Annotated in this window: 13 protein-coding genes; 3 read left to right on the top strand and 10 right to left on the bottom strand. The window is 71.3% G+C overall.

What is annotated here, in order from left to right:
* Positions 1-3: 3 nt before the first annotated feature.
* From FHU33_RS11390 to FHU33_RS11375, 4 genes are all read right to left on the bottom strand, one after another.
* Positions 4-522 carry a phage tail protein gene (locus FHU33_RS11390; protein WP_142025466.1) on the bottom strand — a complete coding sequence of 173 codons (519 nt, stop codon included), beginning with the start codon at positions 520-522 and terminating at the stop codon, positions 4-6.
* Between the two features lie 10 nt (positions 523-532).
* Entirely contained in the window at positions 533-2,041 is a 1,509-nt protein-coding gene (locus FHU33_RS11385; protein ID WP_142025465.1) for a phage tail sheath family protein, read from the bottom strand.
* A gap of 12 nt (positions 2,042-2,053) precedes the next feature.
* Complete coding sequence (locus tag FHU33_RS11380; protein WP_142025464.1) at positions 2,054-3,022, bottom strand: coiled-coil domain-containing protein; 969 nt, start codon at positions 3,020-3,022, stop codon at positions 2,054-2,056.
* A 340-nt stretch (positions 3,023-3,362) separates the two neighbouring features.
* A complete protein-coding gene (locus FHU33_RS11375) occupies positions 3,363-4,220 on the bottom strand; it encodes an AfsR/SARP family transcriptional regulator (protein ID WP_342778647.1) in 858 nt (285 codons plus the stop codon).
* 516 nt (positions 4,221-4,736) lie between these two features.
* Between FHU33_RS11375 and FHU33_RS11370 the strand changes: the two genes are divergently transcribed.
* From FHU33_RS11370 to FHU33_RS11360, 3 genes are all read left to right on the top strand, one after another.
* Entirely contained in the window at positions 4,737-5,210 is a 474-nt protein-coding gene (locus FHU33_RS11370) for a hypothetical protein (protein WP_142025463.1), read from the top strand.
* 3 nt (positions 5,211-5,213) lie between these two features.
* Positions 5,214-6,584, top strand: a complete 1,371-nt coding sequence (locus tag FHU33_RS11365; protein ID WP_142025462.1) for a Dyp-type peroxidase — start codon at positions 5,214-5,216, stop codon at positions 6,582-6,584.
* Positions 6,585-6,749: 165 nt separating this feature from the next.
* A complete protein-coding gene (locus FHU33_RS11360) occupies positions 6,750-8,489 on the top strand; it encodes a PHA/PHB synthase family protein (RefSeq protein ID WP_211355082.1) in 1,740 nt (579 codons plus the stop codon).
* A gap of 65 nt (positions 8,490-8,554) precedes the next feature.
* On the opposite strand, the gene FHU33_RS11355 is transcribed toward FHU33_RS11360, so the two are convergent.
* From FHU33_RS11355 to FHU33_RS11330, 6 genes are all read right to left on the bottom strand, one after another.
* Positions 8,555-10,513, bottom strand: coding sequence for a 3-oxoacyl-ACP synthase III family protein (locus FHU33_RS11355; RefSeq protein WP_246063523.1), 1,959 nt, complete (start codon positions 10,511-10,513; stop codon positions 8,555-8,557).
* A gap of 20 nt (positions 10,514-10,533) precedes the next feature.
* The gene (locus tag FHU33_RS11350; protein WP_142025461.1) at positions 10,534-16,035 is read right to left on the bottom strand and encodes an ATP-binding protein; all 5,502 of its coding nucleotides are present in this window, start codon (positions 16,033-16,035) and stop codon (positions 10,534-10,536) included.
* Between the two features lie 62 nt (positions 16,036-16,097).
* On the bottom strand, positions 16,098-16,913 hold the full coding sequence (locus tag FHU33_RS11345; RefSeq protein WP_142025460.1) for a beta-ketoacyl-ACP reductase: 816 nt from the start codon (positions 16,911-16,913) through the stop codon (positions 16,098-16,100).
* A 384-nt stretch (positions 16,914-17,297) separates the two neighbouring features.
* The gene (gene fahA, locus FHU33_RS11340) at positions 17,298-18,515 is read right to left on the bottom strand and encodes a fumarylacetoacetase (RefSeq protein WP_142025459.1); all 1,218 of its coding nucleotides are present in this window, start codon (positions 18,513-18,515) and stop codon (positions 17,298-17,300) included.
* The gene (locus FHU33_RS11335) at positions 18,512-18,796 is read right to left on the bottom strand and encodes a hypothetical protein (protein ID WP_142025458.1); all 285 of its coding nucleotides are present in this window, start codon (positions 18,794-18,796) and stop codon (positions 18,512-18,514) included. Before FHU33_RS11335 ends, fahA begins: the two co-directional genes overlap by 4 nt.
* Positions 18,797-18,851: 55 nt before the next feature.
* Positions 18,852-19,649, bottom strand: coding sequence for an HpcH/HpaI aldolase family protein (locus tag FHU33_RS11330; RefSeq protein WP_246063521.1), 798 nt, complete (start codon positions 19,647-19,649; stop codon positions 18,852-18,854).
* Positions 19,650-20,133 lie beyond the last annotated feature (484 nt).

The following is a 20,133-nucleotide window of genomic DNA, read 5'->3' as shown; positions in this document are numbered from 1 at the left end:
GGGTCACTGGTTCAGCGTGGGCTCGGAGGGCTCGGGCACGTCGCGGTCGCGTTCCCACCCCTCGTTCTCCAGCTTGATCGTCTCGATCGCGACCGCGTTGGCGTTGGCGTCGAGGTCGGGCAGCGTCTGGAATTCCGAGACCCAGCAGCGGTAGACCTTGAACGTCTTCACGACCTGGCCCGCCTCGTTGTAGAGGTCGATCAGGAGGTCGCGGCGGAAGTCCTTGAGCGACATCTCCTGCCCGGGACCGTTGCCGTAGTGCCAGACCTTGTTCGCCCACTGCTCGAACTCCAGGTCGTGCGTCACGCCCCGTTCCAGGGTGATCGCCTCGTACTTCGTCCTGCCCGGGCCCCGGCGGCTGGTGCTGGGATCGCCGCCCTCGCGGTGCTCGACGACCTCCGTCGTTCGCTTGAGGGCTCCTACCTTGCTGATGCCGGCGACGTCCCGGCCCTCCCACCGGACCCTGAACTTGAAGTTCTTGTAGGGGTCGAAGCGGTGGACGTTGACGTTGAACTGGGCCATCGTCGCCTCCTCAGGCCTGGACCTGCCCAGCCATCTGCTGGAGCTTGAGCACGACGAACTCGGCGGGCTTCAGCGGGGCGAAGCCGACCACGATGTTGACGATGCCGAGGTTCCTGTCGTTCTGGGTCGTCGTTTCCTTGTCGCACTTGACGAAGTAGGCCTCCCGCGGTGTCGCCCCCTGGAAGGCGCCCTTGCGGAACTGGTCGTGCAGGAAGGCACCCACGTTGAGCCGGATCTGCGCCCACAGTGGTTCGTCGTTGGGCTCGAACACGACCCACTTCAGACTCCGGCGGAGGGTTTCCTCGATGAACAGCGCCGTCCTCCTGACCGGCACGTACTTCCACTCGGACCCGATCTCGTCGTTGCCTCGGCAGGTGCGCGCGCCCCAGACGACGGGGCCGTAGATGGGAAAGGTCCGGAGCGCGTTCACGCCCTTCTTGTTCAGCCGGCCCGACTCCGCGTCGGTGAGCACGTTGCCGAGGTCACGCACCGGACCGAGGCTCGCATCGATGCCGGCGGGGGCCTTCCAGACTCCGCGGGTGGTGTCGGTCCGGGCGTAGATGCCGGCGACGATCCCGCTCGGGGGGAACGGGCGCGCCCGCCCCTCCTGGAGCGGATCGGGCACCCGCACCCACGGGTAGTAGAGGGCGGCGTTGATCCCTGCGTCACCCTGGATCGGCGTGACGGTCGCGTCGTTCGTCGTGGTGCCGCCATCGGCGATGAGGAAGGTGCGACGGTCCCTGCAGAATGCCGCCAGCGCCGCCAGGCTGGCGAGGTCGGTGAGGCCCGGCACGCACAGCAGGTTGACCAGATCGACCCGGTCCAGGTGGTGCACCCCACCGAGGCGACCGTCCTCGTCCGCGTCGGTGGGCATGACCTGCGCCCAGAAGTCGGCGTCTCCTGGCATGAGGACCGTGCCGCCGGAACCGCCCTGGAGCATCTCCCCGGTGACGGCGGAGACGGTCGTCCCGCCCTCGGCGACCGCGGCGTTGAGGATCTCGGACTCCTCGTTGACGACGCCCTCGACGTACCGCGCGTCCGAGGGGAGCAGCGACAGGTTCTCGAAGACCTCGGCCACCTGCCGGGTGCCGTCCGAGGGGTTGCGGCGGATCACCGTCAGCCCGAAACGCAGGCTCCCGTCGTCGTCGGTGCTGACGACGACGACATCGACGCCGTACTCGTTGCCCCACTCCCCCGGGCCCGTGCTCCGGAGCGTCAGGTCGTCCACCGTCAGTTCGGCGAGGGTCGCCGCAGGGTCCGCCACCCGGACGATGTACGCCTCCTGGCCACCGGCGGCGAAGAAGTGCGACACCGCATAACTCACGATGCTGTCGCGGTGAAGCCCTCCGAAGTGGCGGTCGTAGTCAGCCCAGCTGAAGACGTGGCCGGCCTGGTCGACCGGCCCACGGGGTGTCCAGCCGACGAACGCCGCGATCGACGTCGCGACCCCCGTGATCGCACGGACACCGCTCGGGATCTCCTCGACGTACACACCGGGATAGCTCAACTGCGGGGGCATGTACCCGACTCCTCAGGCTGCGGGGGCGGCGGACGCCGCGTCGGACGGCGCGTCGTACAACTGCTGGACCTTCGCGGCCCGGGACTGCCACAGCGCGGTCAGCTCGGCCTTCAGCTCGTCGACCTTCGCCTGACGCTCGGTGAGGGCGGACTGCCCGTCGGCGAGGGCGTCGCCCGCCGCGGAGAGCGCCGTCCCGGCGTCGGTGACCGCCTCGATCAGATCCGCCTCGTACGAGGGGTCGCGCAGGTCCTCGAGCTCGGTCTTCCTGGCGGTGACCTCCAGCGCCAGGACGCAGGCCTTCGCGGCATGCCCCGCGGTCGTCGCGGCGACGAGTTCGGACCGGAGCGCCTTGAGCCTGGCCGTCGTCTGCTTGATGGCCGCAGGCAGTCCCGTGAGCCGCGCGCTGGCGGCGTCGTGGGCCACCTGCTGCTCGACCCATGCTCGCTGCAGCCGGTCGCGCTCCGACTCGAGCTTCGGGACCTCGCCGGCCTGGACGTCGACCTCGGCCTGCTTGTCGGCGATGGCCTTGTCGATCGCTGCGAGCGCCTTCCCGAGCGCCTCCTCGACGTCGTCGTCGAGCTGGTCGATGAGCGGGCGGGCGTCGTCCAGGGCCTTCTGCGCGTCGTCGAGGACGGATTGGCTGTCCGTGCGCGTCCTCTCGAGATCGCCCGCGGCACGGTCGAGGTCGGCCAGCTGCTTCTTCACCTTCTGCTGCTGGCTCTCGCGGTCGGCGAGCGAGGCCTTGCCCTGCTTGATGGTGGTGGCGAGCTCCGACTGCCGTTTCCGGAGCTCTGCCATGAGTTCGCCGAGGGTGTCGGGGGTCGAGTCGTCCGGAGCCGGCGTCTTGCCCCCCTGTCGGGCGCCCTTCGCCGAACCCGCGGAATCGTCCGTCGACGAGGTGCGCTCCTCCGCCGCGGTGGCCGACGCACTGGCCCCCGGATCGTTGGCGGCCGCCCGGTCGCCGTGGTCCTGCGTGCTCATCACCGCTCCTTCGGCCCGGCTGCCTGTCCGCTCAGCCCGCTACTGCTCCGGCGTGCGACACCGGGGGCCCCGCCCGTCTCCCCACACCCCGATGGTCGGGGCCCGGCGTCACCGCACCGTCACGACCATGTCAACGTCGGCGGGTCGCCGTCGGAACACCGGTACGTCGGTCCTCGGCCACCTCGGACGATCCCGCCCGGATCGCGAGGCAGACCGGCCGTGGGTCCAGGCGTGCCACCACACGAGCTCGCGACGGAAGCGGCATCAGCGCGACGACTGCGGAGGCCACTCCCCCACGGTGGGAGAGCCCGCTCGTCGCCGAGGAGAACCCTCCGCGGCCTCAGGAGCGGATCGCCGCCGTCGCGCGTCGCCCCGGGAGGTTGTCGACCAGTCGGCGCATCTGCGGCGTCGGAGCAGCGCCCATCTCGTCGGCCAGCATCTCGTGGAACGACTCGTATGCGCGGACCGCCTCGGCAACGTTCCCCTCGGCCAGGTGGACACGCACGACCGTGCGGTGGGCGCTCTCTCTCAGCGGCTCGGCTCGTACTGCGGCGTACGCCGCTTGCACTGCCTCGCCGTAGCGGCCCGCTGCCGCGTACTTCTCCGCCAGCGCCTCGAGGGCGTGCATGCGGAGTTGTCGCAGCCGCTCGCGCTCGAGGAGAACCCAGTCCTCGTACCACCCCGGGAGGAGCTCCCCCGGCAGACCGAGGTCTCCGGCGGCGAGGACGTCCGTCGCCGAGCAGGAAGGATCCAGTGCCTGCCGCGCCCACGCCACCAACTCATGGACGTCGACGAGCACATCACGAGCGATGGACAACGTGCCGCCGGACACGGTGATGAGTCCCGGTGCGACCTTGTGCACGCGCCACAGCGAGGACCGCAAGCTGCCATGTGCGTGTTCTTCGGTGACCTCCGGCCACAGCTTCCCGGCGATCGCCGTTCGTGCCGGCCGTCTGGTGAGACTGAGATGCGCGATCAGTCGTTGAACTGTTCGCGGGAGCTCCGGTGCAGCATCACGACCGACACCCTGCAGCTCGAGGGTGAACCCGTCCAGCAAGCCGACACGTGTCACCACCGCGTGGTCCATCGGTTCCCCCTTGGCCCCGTGAGTGTCGTTTGACGGACGGTTTCCGGTGCCACGGCGGTTCAGAATGGTTGGGCAGTCGCTACTCGCTGTCAATGCGCGTTGCTGCGTCACCGATGAAATCCTGCAGCCACTGACTCACCGTGTCCGTCACCTCACGAGGCGCCGGATCCCCACCTCCGCACACTCCAGGAACGGACGGGCCCGGAGCCCTCGTGTACGCCACGCACGCACCGGCGCCGTCCTCGTGACGCTGTTCCTCCTGGTGTTCGGCCTGCTGGGCTTCGCGAGCGACCAGGCGATCTTCTCGACACATGTCAGATCGGTCCTGTGGAATGTCCTCCAACGGCCTGCTGTCGACCCTCTCCGTGGTCGTCGCCGTCGTGCTCCTCGCCGCCGCCGCGCAGTCCACGCAACGGTGATGCTCGGCCTGGGGTAGCTGTTCGTGCCCTGGCACCGAGCAGGTCCCGGCCCCGGCTGACGACAGGACGAGCACTGGCGGCAGCGGTGCGTCGAGGAGCCGCGCGACGGAACGCACCGCCGGTGGCCGGATGTCGGCACACTGCGAGGCAGCCGCGCTCAACAACGGGCGGCGGTCGCCATCGAGCCGCTCCGCACAGAGGGCACGCCATGACCACTCGCATGCCGGACACGCACGGACGATCCACCGCCGACGAGACGGTGCAGCACCCCCTGACGCTGGTGCTGCCCATCCGCTCATCAGAGGACTTCGCGGCCCTGCGGGCAACGATCGAGCAGCTGCAGTCCCTGCCCCGGGAGCAGAACCCGATCATCCGGGCCCTGGACCAGATCTCCACCGTCCACTTCGCCCGGTTCGTGTTCCTCGACGAGACCCGCCTGGCCGTCATCACCACGTACGACGGCGACTTCGCCACCTACATCAACGAGTTCGTCGACCACATCGGCGACGTCTTCAACGCTCTTCTCCAGCACGTGGGCGACGCCCCGCCGTTGCCGGTCCAAGCGCACCGTGACGAGTTCCTGGCGTACATCCGTCTGCACGACCTGGGCTGTGTCCCGCCGTTCTACAGCGCCTATCCGGATCGAACGGTGCTCGACATCCTGGCAGCCCCCACCGGCTGATCCGTGGTGTCCGCACTGGACCTCGCCGACGTCCAGGGGCTGATCGTCCGGGGATACACGATGCCGCTGGCGCGCCACGTGCTGCTCCGGATCGACGTGCCCGCGGTCGCACACCGACTGCTGGCCTCACTGGTGGACGGCGGCCCGAGCACACCGCAGGTCACCAGCGGCGCCCCGTGGGAGACCAAGCCGGAGCACTGCCTGAACGTGGGGATCACCTTTGCCGGGCTCCAGGCCCTCGGCGTCTCCCAGAGATCGCTGGCGAGCTTCCCCGACGAGTTCATCGCGGGCGCCGCTGCCCGGGCCGAGCGGGTCGGCGACGTCGGTACCAGCGCACCGGCGAACTGGCTGCCGGCTTTCACCGACCCGGGGCTGCACCTGCTCGTCTCCGTGTTCGCCCGGGACGGCGCCGCCCTGAACCGCCCGACGGACGCCGTCGTCTCCGCGTCAGGCCGCGGCCTCACGGAGCTCTGCCGGTTCGACGCAGCCCTGCTGGGAGCGCGGGTGGACCACTTCGGATACGTCGACGGCATCTCGCAGCCCACCATCGCATCGGCTCCTCCCACCGGCCCGCCGGATGCCATGCCGGTCGCGCCGACCGGCGAGTTCCTGCTCGGTCATCCCAGCCAGCACGTCGGCTTCAGCTATCCGGTGCCGACCCCGGACGCCCTCGGCCGCAACGGCAGCTTCGCCGCCTTCCGGATGCTGGCCCAGGACGTCGACGCCTTCACCGAGCTGCTGACCGAGCACAGCCGTCGGACGGGTCTGTCAACGGAGCTGATCGCGGCCAAGCTCTGCGGCCGGTGGCGCAACGGGACGCCGCTCGTTCTCTCTCCCCACGCGGATACTCCGCAGCCTCCCCTCTCCCCCGAGCAGCTCAACGACTTCGACTACGTCGGCCGGTTCGCCGACGAGCGAGGCATGGCCTGTCCCATCGGGGCACACGTCCGCCGGATGTACCCGCGAGGGTCCCGCGTGGCCGGGAACGGTGGCCACAAGCACCGCATCGTGCGCCGCGGGCTCACCTACGGCCCGGCGTTCGACCCGGCCCGGCCGCACGACGGCGTGGAGCGCGGCCTGCTCGGCATGTTCATCGGAGTGAGCCTCCGCGACCAGTTCGAGTTCCTCATGGCCGACTGGGCCAACGACGGCCTCTTCGCACCCGGGCTGGGCCGGTCCAAGGATCCCATCGTCGGTGCGAACGACGACGCGGCCGGCACCTTCTCCATACCCGGTCCCGGAGGCGCGACGGTGCTCACCGACCTACCGCGGCTGGTCACCACGCGTGGGGGCGCCTACTTCTTCCTCCCGAGTCTGACCGCTCTGCGGTACCTCACCGACCTGTCCGGCGCAGCCGAGAGCCAGCATCACTGACGGGTTCCACCGCGGTCGGTTCGAGGTCGACGAGCTCCGCACGACGTTCCCCGGCCGTGATCAGGGCGTAGTGCGGCGACGGACGAGGACCCGAAGAACGCACGGGACCGTGCGTGGCGTCTACCGTCGGGCTCTGGCGTGATCCGGGTCACGAAGGGGGCTTCCGTGTCGACCACCACAGTGCCGAGTTCGACCTCGCCGGAGCGCAGGATCCGTGGATCCGAGGGTCCGGCGCCGCGGAGCGAGTCCGAGGCCATCGCGTCGGTGGAGGGTGGCGAACCGGTCGCCCTGCCCACGCCCCGAGGTGTCGTCCGCGGACTGTTCGCGACCTTCGCCCGGCCCAGACCCCTGGCACGGGAGGCGGTCCGGCTCGGGCGTGACTCCGTGCGCATCCTCCGCGGCACCGACGAGATCGCCCCCTCGCCGAAGGACAAGCGGTTCGCCGACCCCGCCTGGTCGCAGAATCCGGGCTACCGGCGCCTCGCCCAGTCGTACGTGGCGCTGTCCGGATCTCTGACTCGCCTCGTCGACGACTACGAGGCCAGCGGCCCGGACTGGCGGGAGGTGGAGCAGGCCCGCTTCGTCCTCAACGCGTACATCAGCGCCCTGGCCCCCACGAACACCCTGCTCGGCAACCCCGCGGCGCTGAAGCGCGCCTTCGACACCGGCGGGCGCAGCCTCGTCCGAGGCCTCGGCCACCTGCTCCACGACCTCCGGCACAACGGCGGGATGCCGACCCAGGTCGACCGCAGCGCCTTCACCGTGGGCAAGGATCTCGGGGTCAGCCCGGGAGCCGTGGTCCACCGTGACGAGGTTCTCGAGGTCATCCAGTACGCACCGTCGACGGCGCGCGTGCGGCATCGACCGCTGGTCATCGTGCCGCCGCCCATCGGACGCTTCTACTTCCTGGACCTGAGCCCGGGACGGAGCTTCGTCGAGTACGCGGTGAGCCAGGGCCTCCAGGTCTTCATGATCAGCTGGCGGAACCCGACGAAGCAGGAGGCGGACTGGGACCTGGACACCTACTCCGGCGGCGTCCTGACCGCGATCGACGTCGCGCGAGAGATCACCGGCTCCCCCGACGTCACCACGCTCGGGTTCTGCGCCGGCGGCCAGCTGATGACGACGGCGCTCAACCACCTCGCCGCCACCGGCGACGACCGGGTGCACGCCGCGGGCTATGCCGTCACCCTGCTCGACTTCTCCAGCCGGGCACCGCTGGGCGCGTTCTCCGCCCCGCGCCTGCTCGACCTGGCGCGGCGGAACTCGCGGCGGGGCGGGGTCATCACCGCGCGGCAGATGGGCTCGGTGTTCACCTGGATGCGGCCCGACGACCTGATCTTCAACTACCTGGTCAGCGAATGGCTCATGGGTGAGGACCCGCCCGCCTTCGACATCCTCGCGTGGAACGCGGACGGCACGAATCTGCCCGCTCGGCTGCACGAGCAGTTCCTGGAGATCTTCGGGAAGAACGCCCTGGTCCACCCGGGAGCGATGCGCGTGCTCGGCACGCCCGTCCACCTGAGCCGGATCACCGTGCCCACGTTCGTCACCGGTGCGCTCACCGACCACCTGACGCCGTGGGACGGCTGCTACCGGACGACGCAGCTGCTCTCCGGCCCGACGACGTTCGTGCTGAGCTCCAGCGGACACATCCAGAGCCTGGTCAACCCGCCGGGTAACCCCAGGGCCAGCTACTGGACGGGAGGCGAGCCCGGCCCGGACCCGCAGGCCTGGCGGGCAGCCGCGACGAAGCACACCGGGAGCTGGTGGGAGCCCTGGGCGGAGTGGATGAACGAGCGCTCGGGTGACGAGGTCGAGCGGCCCACGGATGTCGGCAGCTCGGCTCACCCGGCGCTGGAGCCGGCGCCCGGCACGTACGTCGTGGAGCGCCGCTCGAGCTGAGCCCGGCCCCCTCCCAGGGCCCCACCCCGAGGGACGAGGGGTGGGGTGGGGACGGAGGGGCTTTCTCAGCCGAACGCCGTCTGCATCTCCTCGGACGCCGGGGCGCGCTCGGGCTGCGCGGGCATGTCCGGCTGGGCGGCTCCGGTCCCCTGCTCGCCGGGACGCTGGACCGCGACCACCGCCGGGTCCACCCGCATCACCGCGTACCCGGCCACGGCGCCCGCACCGAACCCCGGCGCGAAGACCCGCAGGGGTTCGGTGATCACGCCGTCGCGCACCGCGTCGTGGATGGCCAGCGGGATGCTCGCCGACGACGTGTTGCCGACCCTCTCGATGTTGAAGTAGAGCTGGTCGGCGGTCAGCCCCGCCCGCTCGGCCAGTTGGATGACCATCGTCTTGTTGGCCTGGTGCGGCACGATCAGGTCGATCGCGTCCATCAGCGACCCGTCCCGTCCCTCCGGTGCGGGCAGCTTCCCGAGCTCGTCGATCATCTGCGCGAGGTAGCGCCCCGCCAGTGCCTTCACCTGTGGGCCGAACACCGTGATGTTGTTGTCGAACTCCGGATTGGGCCAGAGGATCGAGTTCACCTCGCTGGCCGGGCCGCTGGCGTAGGTCTTCATGAACTCGATGTCGCCGTCGGTCCCGTCCGCAGCCGGGCCGACGACCAGCGCCGCCGCGCCGTCCCCGAAGATCATCCGGGAGGTCCGGATGTTGCCGATCTTGTCGGAGAACTTCTCGACACAGACGACCAGGACCGGCCGCTCCACCTCCTGCAGCATCCGGACGGCGTCCGCGACGCCGTAGGGCATGCCCGCGCAGGCGGCGATGATGTCGTAGGCGGCGTAGACCTGGTGCATCCCGAGCTGCCCGCAGAGGTAGGTGGCCAGCGACGGGATGAGCCGAGAACTGGTGCAGGTGCAGACCAGGACGCCGCCGATCTCCTCCGGCTGCCGCCCCGCCTTGTCCAGCGCCGACTCGGCGGCCCGCAGGGCGAGCTCCTCCAGCGGGAGCGAGCTGTACTCGCGCTGCTCGATGCCGGTCTTGGATGCGATCTCGTCGGCGCTCATCGGCGACCAGTTGTAGGCCGTGTTGCGGATCAGGTCGTCGTTGCTGCACACCTGGTCGCCGTGCACCGCCGCCAGCGCCTCGATCCGCGGCTGCACCGAGAAGCGTCGCCGCACGTCGAGTTCCGGATACGGCCGGACCGGCGGGCGCGACTCTCGGGGCCCGGCGACGTGCTGTGGCTCGGCGCCGGCGCGAAGCCGGCGCAGGAAGGCCCGCACCTCTTTGTCCCGCGGGTGGAAGGCGACCACGTAGTCGTCGTCCCGGAGGTCGCCGGCCTCGGCCAGCTCCACCTTCGACCGCTCCCACGGGTACTGGTTGTGCAGCACCATGGCCCAGCGGTGCAGCGCCTCGAGCTCGGGGACGTCCTCGGACACGTCGAGGATGTCGGTGTAGTCGTAGACCGGGAAGTCCGGGTCGTAGCGCGGCAGCCGGAACGTGAGGTTGCCCGGCTGCTCGAGGAACTCCGCGACCGTGGGCTTGACCGCCGGCAACGTGGTCGCGTGGTGCCGGCGGTTGGCGAAGACGTCGAACAGGATGTCGAAGATGCGGTCCTCGCAGCCCTCGTTCCATCGGGCCGGCAGCCCCGGGAATGCCTCCTCAACGCCGGTGACTTTCGCCTCCCCGTCCTCCCACGGCTGCAGGACGGGGAGGAACACGTCCGTGCGGTTCCGGGGGACGTCGGCCCAGCGGGTCGGCCGCTTGTCGTACATCGTGATGGAGAAGCGGTTGGCCCAGAAGAGGTTCAGCGCGAGGTCCCGCATCAGGTCGTAGCGGGTCTCGTAGGCGCCGGTCCGGACCCTCTCGAGGATCTCGGTGCCGCTCGGCGCCTTGGTCTCGAAGTCCCGGCGGATGACGCTGTCGAGCTGCTCCAGCGTCTCCATCGTGGAGAAGTCCAGCTCGGGCATGATGTTCGAGGGAAAAACCATGCGGCCGTGCCGGTTGAGGACGAAGGCGTTCATCGACGGGCCTCTTTTCTGGGTCAGGGCAGGACGGCTCGCTCCATCCCCCGCTCGACGGCGGCGATGAGACGCGGGCGGAGCTCGGCGGCCGGGATGATGTCGTGCACCGACCCGACACGGCGGGCCCGTTCGATGTCGTGGACCGCCTCGAAGCCCGCGGCCACCTCGCCGAGCTTCTCCGAGCGGACGGCGGCTCTCAGGGTGGCGAGCTCGACCCGCAGATGTGCCTGCTCGACGCCCTCGGCGCTGTTCATCGCGGCTTCCACCTCGCGGACGCGCGGATCGGCACCCGTCCGCTTGTCGACCTCGCGCGTGAACACCACGGCGGCCGCGGGAGCCCCGCCGATCACCGACGCGTACGAGCCCTCGACGGCCAGCACCTCCATGTTGTCGTTGAGGACGCCGGAGAAGACGACGAAGGCCCCGCCGTGGTAGCGGGAGACGACGCAGAAGACGATCGGGCCGTCGAAGTTCGTGATGGCGCGGCCGATCTCGGCGCCGTACTCGAGTTGCAGCTTGCGCAGCGACTCCGGTGACCCGTCGAAGCCGGAGAGGTTGGCCAGCACGACGAGCGGCCGGTTGCCGCTGGCCGCGTTGATCGCGCGGGCGGTCTTCCTCGACGAGTGCGGGAACAGGGTTCCCGACGTCCACTGATCGGGACCGTCCGCGGGAAAGCTGCCGCGTCGCGGCATCGGCCGCGACTCGACGCCCAGGACGGAGACCGGATACCCGCCGAGGTGCGCGTCGTACACCACGACGGTGTCGGCGTCGGCCATGCCGGTCCACCGCTCGAGCACCGGGTGGTCCTGGTCGGTGACCGCGCGCATGACCGTGCGGATGTCGAACGGCTTCTTGCGCTCCGCGTTGGTGGCGGCGGAGAAGATGTCGCCCACGGTGGTGAACTCGCTGGCCGGATGCCGGTGCGGGAAGGAGCGCACGTCCCGGTCGACGGGGTCGTCCGTGCCGGCCGCCCGCGGCCAGCGCTCACCCGGCGCGACGTAGGCGTGGTCGTAGTGCCGCATCAGCAGCTCGCCCGCGGCGGTCAGATTGGGCGCCCAGTACTGCGCCTGACCGTTGGGGCCCATGACGCGGTCGTAGCCACCGATGCCGAAGTTGTCCTCGGCCGAGACGCCTCCGGAGTAGTCGAGCGAGTGCTTCCCGGTGAGCACCATCGCGCTGTCGGGGGTCATGACGAGGATGCCCTTGGTGTGCATGAGCATCGTGGCCTCGGCGTTCCAGTACGGCTGGGCCCCGACGTTGATCCCCGCGACGACGACGTTGATCTCGCCGCCGCGCTGTGTGAACTCGATGATCCGGCGCAGTGCCCGGGCGACCCAGTCCATGTTCTCCGTGCCGCTGTCCATCGAGATGCGCGCGCCGGAGGACAGCGCGAACCACTCGACGGGGATGCCCCGCTCCTCCGCCAGGTCGAGCGCGGCGTTCACCCGGGCGCACTCGGGCTCCGCGACGGTGCCCAACTGCTTGGTCGGGTCGCCGAAGAGGGCTACCCGGGTCATGCCCTCGGGGTAGCGCTTCGTGGGCGTGCTCACCACGCCGACGACGATCCCCGCCCGGTTCTGCCCGGCCGGCCGCTCCACGGGGACGAGCCGGCCGTCGCCGTCCAGGTCGTGCTCGACGAACGAGCCTCCGGGGCCGGCCAGCAGGGTGCTGAGCTCGTACGGGTAGACCGCCCCCCGGGCACGGGAGCTCAGCTCCTTCTCGGTGTAGTCGTCGAGCGGACGCATGGGCTCGGTCGGCCGGTCGGTCAGCTGCATCTGCACGCCGGTCCCCGGCCGGTAGGAGAACCGCAACGCCACCTCTCGGGGCGCCTCGCCCTCCTCCTGCAGCCGGGCCAGCAGCACGATCTGCTCGAGGCCGGCCCCCACCGTCAGCGGCGCCGCCGTGCGGGCGAAGGCGGCCACCTCGGACAACGGCACCTCGATCGACGGCCAGGCGTAGAGGAACACCCGGTTGTGCTCGAGCGGCCGGCGCGACCGTCGTCGGGACTGCGCCCTGCGCAGGCTGTCGAGGCAGGCGGTCAGCTGACGTTCCACGGTCGGGAACCCGACGATCTCGCCGGTCCCGTCCCGGAGGGGTGTCAGGTCGCGTACCGCGGCCATGGCGATGAACCGCTCGTCGTTCGGGTTCTCCTTCGCCGTGACGTGGAAGACGTAGGTGTCCTCGGCCGAAGGCACGCGCTCGCCGTCGAAGTTCTTCAGCCGCCACAGGGCGAGCCGCTGCCCCGTCAGCGGGTGCAGACCCCGGATGATCCGGTCCTCCACGAGTTCCCCGGCGTCCGCCCCGTCCGGCGAGGGCCGGAAGGTCACGGTCTCGACCTCGCCGTCCGGCGTCGAGACGGTCACCGTCACGCGCCGGACCCTCCTGAGCACGGCGACGCCGGCGATCACGCCCTGCAGCTCCGCCGCCATCGTGTCGGCGTCGGCCGGCCGGTCCGGCCAGGACAGGTAGAGGTCCACGAGCAGGTGCGACGGGTCGGCGACGTCCGCGATCCGTTCCGCAATGGACGCGAGGGCCGACGGCAGACCTGCCGCCCGGACCATCAGCGAAAGCAGCTGGAACTGCGTCCCGTTGAGCTCGTAGCCGGCGGAGACGGCGGAGTGGCCGTCGAGCAGGAAGGCTCGGACGCCCTGCAGGTCGCGGCTGCGGTAGTAGCGGCGGGTGAGGACCTCCAGGACGGGATCGGGCTCGGCGGTGTCCCGCTCGAAGCGCTGCGCGAGCAGCCGGATCAGCGGCTCGGGGCTCGCGACGAGTGCCTCGATCCGCTTCATGCTGTCGCGGTCCCCGTCCCGCGCGCCGGCGTCGAGTTCGTCGAGCAGCCGTTGCGCCTCGTCGAGGACCTGCTGCCGGGCCTGCAGGACCACGGGCTCCTCGAAGTAGCGGTACCGGACGGCGCGGGCGAGGTCGCCCACCGAGGGGTAGCGCAGCTGCGTCGCGACGACGAGCCGGTCGAGCACCTCCCCCACCTGCGCCCGCGCCGGGCCGCTCGGCGGTTCCCCCGCCGTCAGCCAGCGGTCCAGCAGCGCCAGCACGGCGGGCAGCTGGTCGGCCACCCGCTGCTGAGCCAGGAAGATCCGCTCGACCGCTTCCTCCAGCCTCGGGCTCGGCTCGAGGTCTGCCACTCCGTAGTGCAGCAGCGCCCGGGACAGCCGGCTCCGGAAGCTCTCCGGGAGCGCCTCGCGCTCGACGTCGAGCGAGTGCAGGTAGGCGTGGAAGTGCTCGCGCGGGCTGTGGACCTGCGCGTCGGCCTCCTCCTCCTCGCTGGCCGGCCGGTTCCGGGACAGCTCCGAGAGGTCGGCGAAGGTGGTGAGGACGGCGAGCTCGCCGTCCAGCAGCTCGGCGTCGTCCACGGGGAGCTCGTCGCGGGCGCTGCCGTACTCGGCGACCAGCTGCTGGGCGTACCGGGCACTGACGTCGTAGCCGGTGATCAGGGCCTGCAGCGCCGCGAGCAGGGACAGCGCCCGGTCGCGATGGCTGCGTCCCGGTGCTCCGTTCCCGGGGAAGACGACGCGCTCGCCCGAGGCCTCCTCGGCGTCGTCGCCGGCCCGCTCGAGGGTGAGCAGCGGTGCGCCCGCGTCCACCTGGGAGTTGGCTGCGGCGAGCAGGTCGCGTACCCGGCCGGCGAACGGGGCCTGCACCGCCGTCTCCATCTTCATGCTCTCGAGGACGGCGACCGTCTGGCCCGCCTCGACGTCCTGCCCTGGCCGCACGCGCAGCGCGACCACCACCGACGGGGCCGGGGCCCGCACCACTCCCCCGGCGTCCCGCGTGACGCGGTGCGAGACGCCGTCGACCTCGACCAGGTGCGAGCCGGGCGCCTCGACGGCCACGACCGAGAACCTCTGGTCCCCGATGGTCAGGCGGCTCTCGAGCGGGCCGAGCCGGTCCACGTCCACGTCCGCGTACCGGCCGCCGAGCTCCACGCGGTACCGGTCCTGGCTGACCTTCCCGACGGTGAGGCGGTAGACCTGGCCGCGGTACCCGAGCTCCAGCGTCCGCTCCACCTCGTGCCGTGACCGCGGGCGCCCGCCCCGCGCCGAGGCGAGGAACGCCGCCCGCTCGCGCAGCTCCTCGGCATCGGAGGCGTCGATCGCCACCTGGGCCAGGGCCACGAACGCCGACGGCGTGGCATCGGCCGTACCGCCGATCCCGGTGCGGTCCAGCCAGCCGGTGTCCGCCGTCCCTCCCACGACCTCCGGCCGGTCGAGCAGATCGAGCAGGAAGGACTTGGTCGTCGTCCCCCCGCGCAGCACCACGGTCGTCTCACGGAGCGCGACGCGCAGGCGAGCCAGGGCTTCGGGGCGGTCCCGGCCCCACGCGATGACCTTGGCGATCATCGAGTCGTACTGCGGCGGGATGACGTCGCCGACGCCCATGCCGGTGTCCACGCGCACGCCCGGGCCGGTGGGCAGGCGCATCAGCTCCACCCGGCCGGGTGCGGGGGCGAATCCCTGCTCGGCGTCCTCGGCGTTGAGCCGCGCCTCGACGGCATGGCCCGACTGTGCCGGCGGGTCGCCGACCAGGCGGCCGCCCTCGGCGACGTGCAACTGCAGCTTCACGATGTCGAGGCCGGTGGTCTCCTCGGTCACGGGATGCTCGACCTGCAGCCGGGTGTTGACCTCGAGGAAGGTGAACAGCTTCTCGTCGGGCTGGTACAGGAACTCGACGGTGCCGGCTCCGACGTAGCCGGCGGCCTTCACCAGGGCGATCGCCGAGCCGCGCAGCGACATGTCCTGCTCGGGAGTCAGGGCCGGCGAGCTGGACTCCTCCAGGACCTTCTGGTTGCGCCGCTGCACCGAGCAGTCGCGGACGCCGGGGGCCCACACCGTCCCGTGCTGGTCGGCGATGACCTGCACCTCGACGTGCCGGCCACCCTCGACCAGGCGTTCCATGAAGACGACGGGGTCGCCGAAGGTGCGTTCCGCCTCTATCTGCGTGCGGGTGAGCGCCTCCTCGAGCTCGGCAGCCGACCGGACGATCCGGATGCCCCGCCCGCCGCCGCCGCTCCTGGACTTGACGATGAGCGGATAGCCGATCGCGTCCGCGTGGCGGCGCCCGTCCTCGACGCCGTCCACGGGGCCGCCGCTCCACGCCGCCACCGGCACACCGGTCTGCTCGGCGAGCACCTTCGCCTCGATCTTGGCGCCCAGCAGCCGCATGGCCTCCGGCGGCGGGCCGACGAACACCACGCCGAGCTCGGCGCACAGCTCGGCGAATGCCGGGTCCTCCGCGACGAACCCCCAACCGACCCAGGCGGCATCGGCGCGGCTCGTGCGCAGTGCGCGGGCCAGCTCGGCGTGGTCGAGGTAGGGGTTGCCCGCCCCGGTCTCCCGGAGCAGGACGGCCTCGTCGGCGGCGCGCACGAACGTGGCCCGGCGCTCGGCCTCGGTGTGCAGTGCGATGACCCGCGTCGCGGTCCCGTGCTCCGCATCGAGTTCCCGCACGGCACGGATGAGCCGGACCGCAGGCTCACCCCGGTTGACGACGGCGATACGGCTGAACACCTGTGCACCTCTCCCGCGTGATCACTCCACGCCGACGGTCGCGTTCCCGCTCCATGTCTCCGCTACATGTCAAGGCCGCCGTTGACCCCCCACACCTGTCCCGTGATGTAAGCGGACGCGTCCGCGGCCAGGAAGTGGACGACGCGGGCGACTTCGTCCGGCTCACCGAGCCGCCCGATCGGGATCTTCGTCCGCAGCCCGTCCAGGACCTTCTCGGGCACGCTGTCGAGCATCTCGGTCGCGGTGTAGCCCGGGGTGACGGCGTTGACGGTCACCCCGATCCCGTCGGTGTGGCCGGCGCGCTGCACGTGGTGCGCGGCCTCCCGGGCCAGCGTCTTGGTCAGCCCGAGCAGTCCGGCCTTGGCCGAGGAGTAGTTCGACTGCCCGATGCCGCCCATCTCGCCGATCACCGAGGAGATCATCACGATGCGCCCGCTGCCCCGCTCGAGCATGTGCTTCAGCGCGGCCTGCGAGAGGTAGAAGGCTCCGGAGAGATTGACGTCGATGACCCGTCGCCAGTCGTCGTCGGTCATCTTGAGCACGGTCCGGTCCGCGGTGATGCCGGCGTTGTTGACGAGGATGTCCAGCCGGCCGTGCTGCTCGATGACCTCGGCGACGGTCCGGCGGCAGTCGTCGGGGTTCGCGATGTCCCCCCGGTGCACGCTCATGTGGCTCTCGGGGTAGGCGCCGGCGAAGTCCTGGGCGAACATCTCCGCCCGTTCCTGGTTGCCGCTGTACCCCGCCGCGATGTCGGCGCCTTGCTTGGCCAGGCTCCGGCAGATGGCGGCACCGATTCCGCGGGTGCCGCCCGTCACGAAAGCCACCTTGCCCAGCAGCTTGTCCCCGGTCCTCGTCGAACGTTCCTGCGTAGCGGTCATGGTGTCCTCCCCGGGCGCGGCGCGCCTCACCGTGGGCCCTCGGGGCTGGAGCAGACGGCCACTCGCCGCGCCGGGTGCCCCGACGCCGGGCACTCGCGCAGCCTCCTGGGAACGCCTGCCACCGTCAACCGGAGTCGGCACTGAACGGGCTCATTGGTTCTCGCCGCCCGCGGCGGATGCGCCCGGACGGGCGCACCCGTCCGAATTCTGGCGGGAGGCGTGGCACGCAGGCACCGTCGCCCGACCCTGGCCGCAGCTGGCAAGCTCGTGCTGCAGTCCCGGGACTCGTGCGGAGCATGCCGTCGACAGCCGAGTTCAGGTCAGCGGCGCCGCGTCCGGGCCGCTGGCCGGCAGCGGCCCGTCAGGCGCTGGACGCGGATCGAGTCAACCCGTTCCGCCCGTGTCGTCCGCACGGTGGGCCGGTGTCGACCTGGCGGGCAGGATCCGCCCCCGGGCCTCGCCGAAGCCGAGCCGCGTGCCGTCGGGGCCCGGTGCCGAGGCGGTGATGACGATCTCGTCGCCGTCCTCGAGGAAGGTCCGCTGCTCGCCCCCAACGGTCACCGGTTCAGCCCCGCCCCAGGTCAGCTCGATGAATGCGCCCCGGGTCTCCTTGGCCGGGCCGGAGATGGTGCCGGAGGCGAAGACGTCCCCGGTCCGTGACGGGGCACCGTTGACGGTCAGGTGCGCCAGCATCTGCGCCGGGGACCAGTACACCTCCCGGTAGGGCGGCCGGCTGACCTCCTGCCCGTTCCATCGCACCGACAGCTCCACGTCCAGCCCCCACGGCGGCTGCATCGACAGGTACGGGAGTGGCTGCGGATCCTGGGCGGGCGTCGGCACTCTGGCGTCCTCCAGCGCGAGCATCGGCACGACCCAGGGCGAGATCGTCGAGGCGAACGACTTCCCGAGGTTGGGGCCGAGGGGCACGTACTCCCATGCCTGGATGTCCCGCGCCGACCAGTCGTTGAACACGACCACTCCGAACAGATGCCGCTCGGCCTCCTCGACCGGGATGGACTCGCCCATGGCCGACCCCGTGCCGACGACGAAGCCGAGCTCGGCCTCGATGTCCAGTCGCGTGGAGGGCCCGAACACCGGAGCCGGATCGTCCTTCCCCTTGCGCTGGCCGCAGGGCCGCACGATGTCGGTGCCCGAGACGACGATCGAGCTCGCGCGCCCGTGGTAGCCCACCGGCAGGTGCTTCCAGTTCGGCGTCAACGGGTCTGGGTTGTCGGGTCGGAACAGCCGCCCCAGGTTGGCGGCGTGGTGTTCGGACGCGTAGAAGTCGACGTAGTCGGCGACCTCGATCGGCAGGTGCAGGGTGACGTCGCCGAGAGCGTGCACCGCATCGTCCGGGACGTCGCCGGTCACGAGCTCGGGGATCTGGCGGCGCACCGCCCCCCAGCGGTCGTACCCCTGGGCCATGAACGGATTCAGCGTCGGCTGCGCGAACACCTCGTCGTGCAGCAGGCGGGCCAGGTCGATCACGCTGTCGCCCAGCCGGGTCGCGACGCGGGGCGGAGAGCCGGGCGTCGAGTAGACGCCGTAGGGCAGGTTGTGCAGCCCGAACGGCGAGTCGGGCGCAACGGTAAGGGTGGTCATCGACGGACTCCTCCGCGGTCGTCGGAACGGTCCAGGAGACCGAGGGCGACGAGCTCCTCCAGAGGCTCGACGATGCTGCACGTGCCGGACGACCGGAAGCGCTCGCGCACCTGACTCGCGCGATCGGCCACCCCGCTGGCCCGGGGCGGCCTTTCCCAGGTCCAGCGGCCGAACGTGTCGACCATGACCGCGAGCTCGTCGAAGAACTCCGCACCGATCGCGGATTGCCTCGGCGCAGTCGGGTGTACCCCCCAACCGACGTCGGCCAGCTCATGCGCCACCGCCGCCTCGACCCGGTCGGTCAGTCCACGGACCACATCCGTGGCGAGCCGCCGGTCACCGCTGGTCCGGCCCAGGGCGTCCGCGGGCGACGCCGAGGTGGTGTGCCACGGCCTCGCGCAGGGAGGCGGCGTCGACGGCAACCGTGACGATCGTCGCGCCCTCGGCGGCGTATTCGGCGGCCTGTTCACCGCTGTAGGCGTGGACACCGACGGGCACGCCCGCTGCGCCGGCCCGGGCGATGATCGAGGACAGCACGTCGCGCAGCTCGTCCCGGTGCTCGTCGCCGGTCAGCCCCAAGGACAGGGACAGGTCTCCCGGGCCGACGTACACGCCGTCCAGTCCGTCGACGGCGAGGACGGAGTCGAGATCGTCGAGGGCGGTCGAGGCCTCCACCATCACGATCACCAGGGGCTGGTCGGCCCCGCCGGAGAGCCGTCCGATCGACCGCCCGCCGACCGGCGCGTACCGGCTCGCGGCGATGACCTCCCGGGCGTGGTCGGCGTCGCGCACGTTGGGCACGATGACGCCGCGGGCACCCAGGTCGAGCGGGCGGCCGACGTCGGCGAAGGCCGGGCTACGGGTCCGGACGAGCGGCACCGCCCCCGCCGCGGAGATCGCCGCCGCGACGCCCGGCATCTCGGCCTCGGCCGTGGCGCCGTGCTGCAGGTCGACGACGACGTAGTCGACTCCCGTCCGCGCCAGCACCTCGCCGGTCACCACACCGGGGAGCAGGCTCCACAGCCCGTGGCACGGCTGCCCGTCGGACCACCGCCCCCGCAGGTCGACCTCGCTGATCGCCATCCCGAGACTCACCTCTCCCGTCGGCTCCATCGCGGCGGCGTCATCGGACACCGACCGGACCCGCGACGATCCTGATCGAAAGCTCCACCGCGCGCGACCGAGGCTACGGACCCCGCCGCCAGCCGTACCCGCGTCCGGCGTATGCGGGCGAGGTCGGGTGGGGCAGGTGACGACTTCACCCGGCGACGCCCGTTGCCGACTCCGCTGGCACAGACGGCAGGACCGGGGGTCGGGATACTCGCCAGGCAGGACCACGGCCGTAGGTGTCCCGCGACATCGCATCCCCCTCGGACACCGTGTCGAACCCCCACGGCTCCTGGGCCGGCGGGATCCTCCTGTTCCTGATGGCGCCCGCCGGCACGGTGCTCACCGGTCCCGGGCCGACGACCCGGGACGCTGCTCGACGCGGCCACGCCGGAGGTGCGCTCGTCGTGCGGGGCCTCGTCGGGAGTCCCCGGCCGCGGTCGGGTGACGTCCCGGGAACCGGCGGACGGCGTGGGATCGTTCCCCCGGAGGACGGCCCGCCGCCCAGGAC

Origin of the sequence: Blastococcus colisei (assembly GCF_006717095.1) — a bacterium.
GTDB classification, from domain to species: domain Bacteria; phylum Actinomycetota; class Actinomycetes; order Mycobacteriales; family Geodermatophilaceae; genus Blastococcus_B; species Blastococcus_B colisei.
The sequence above is the reverse complement of the archived record's forward strand: the minus strand, read 5'-3'. Positions and strand labels throughout refer to the sequence as shown.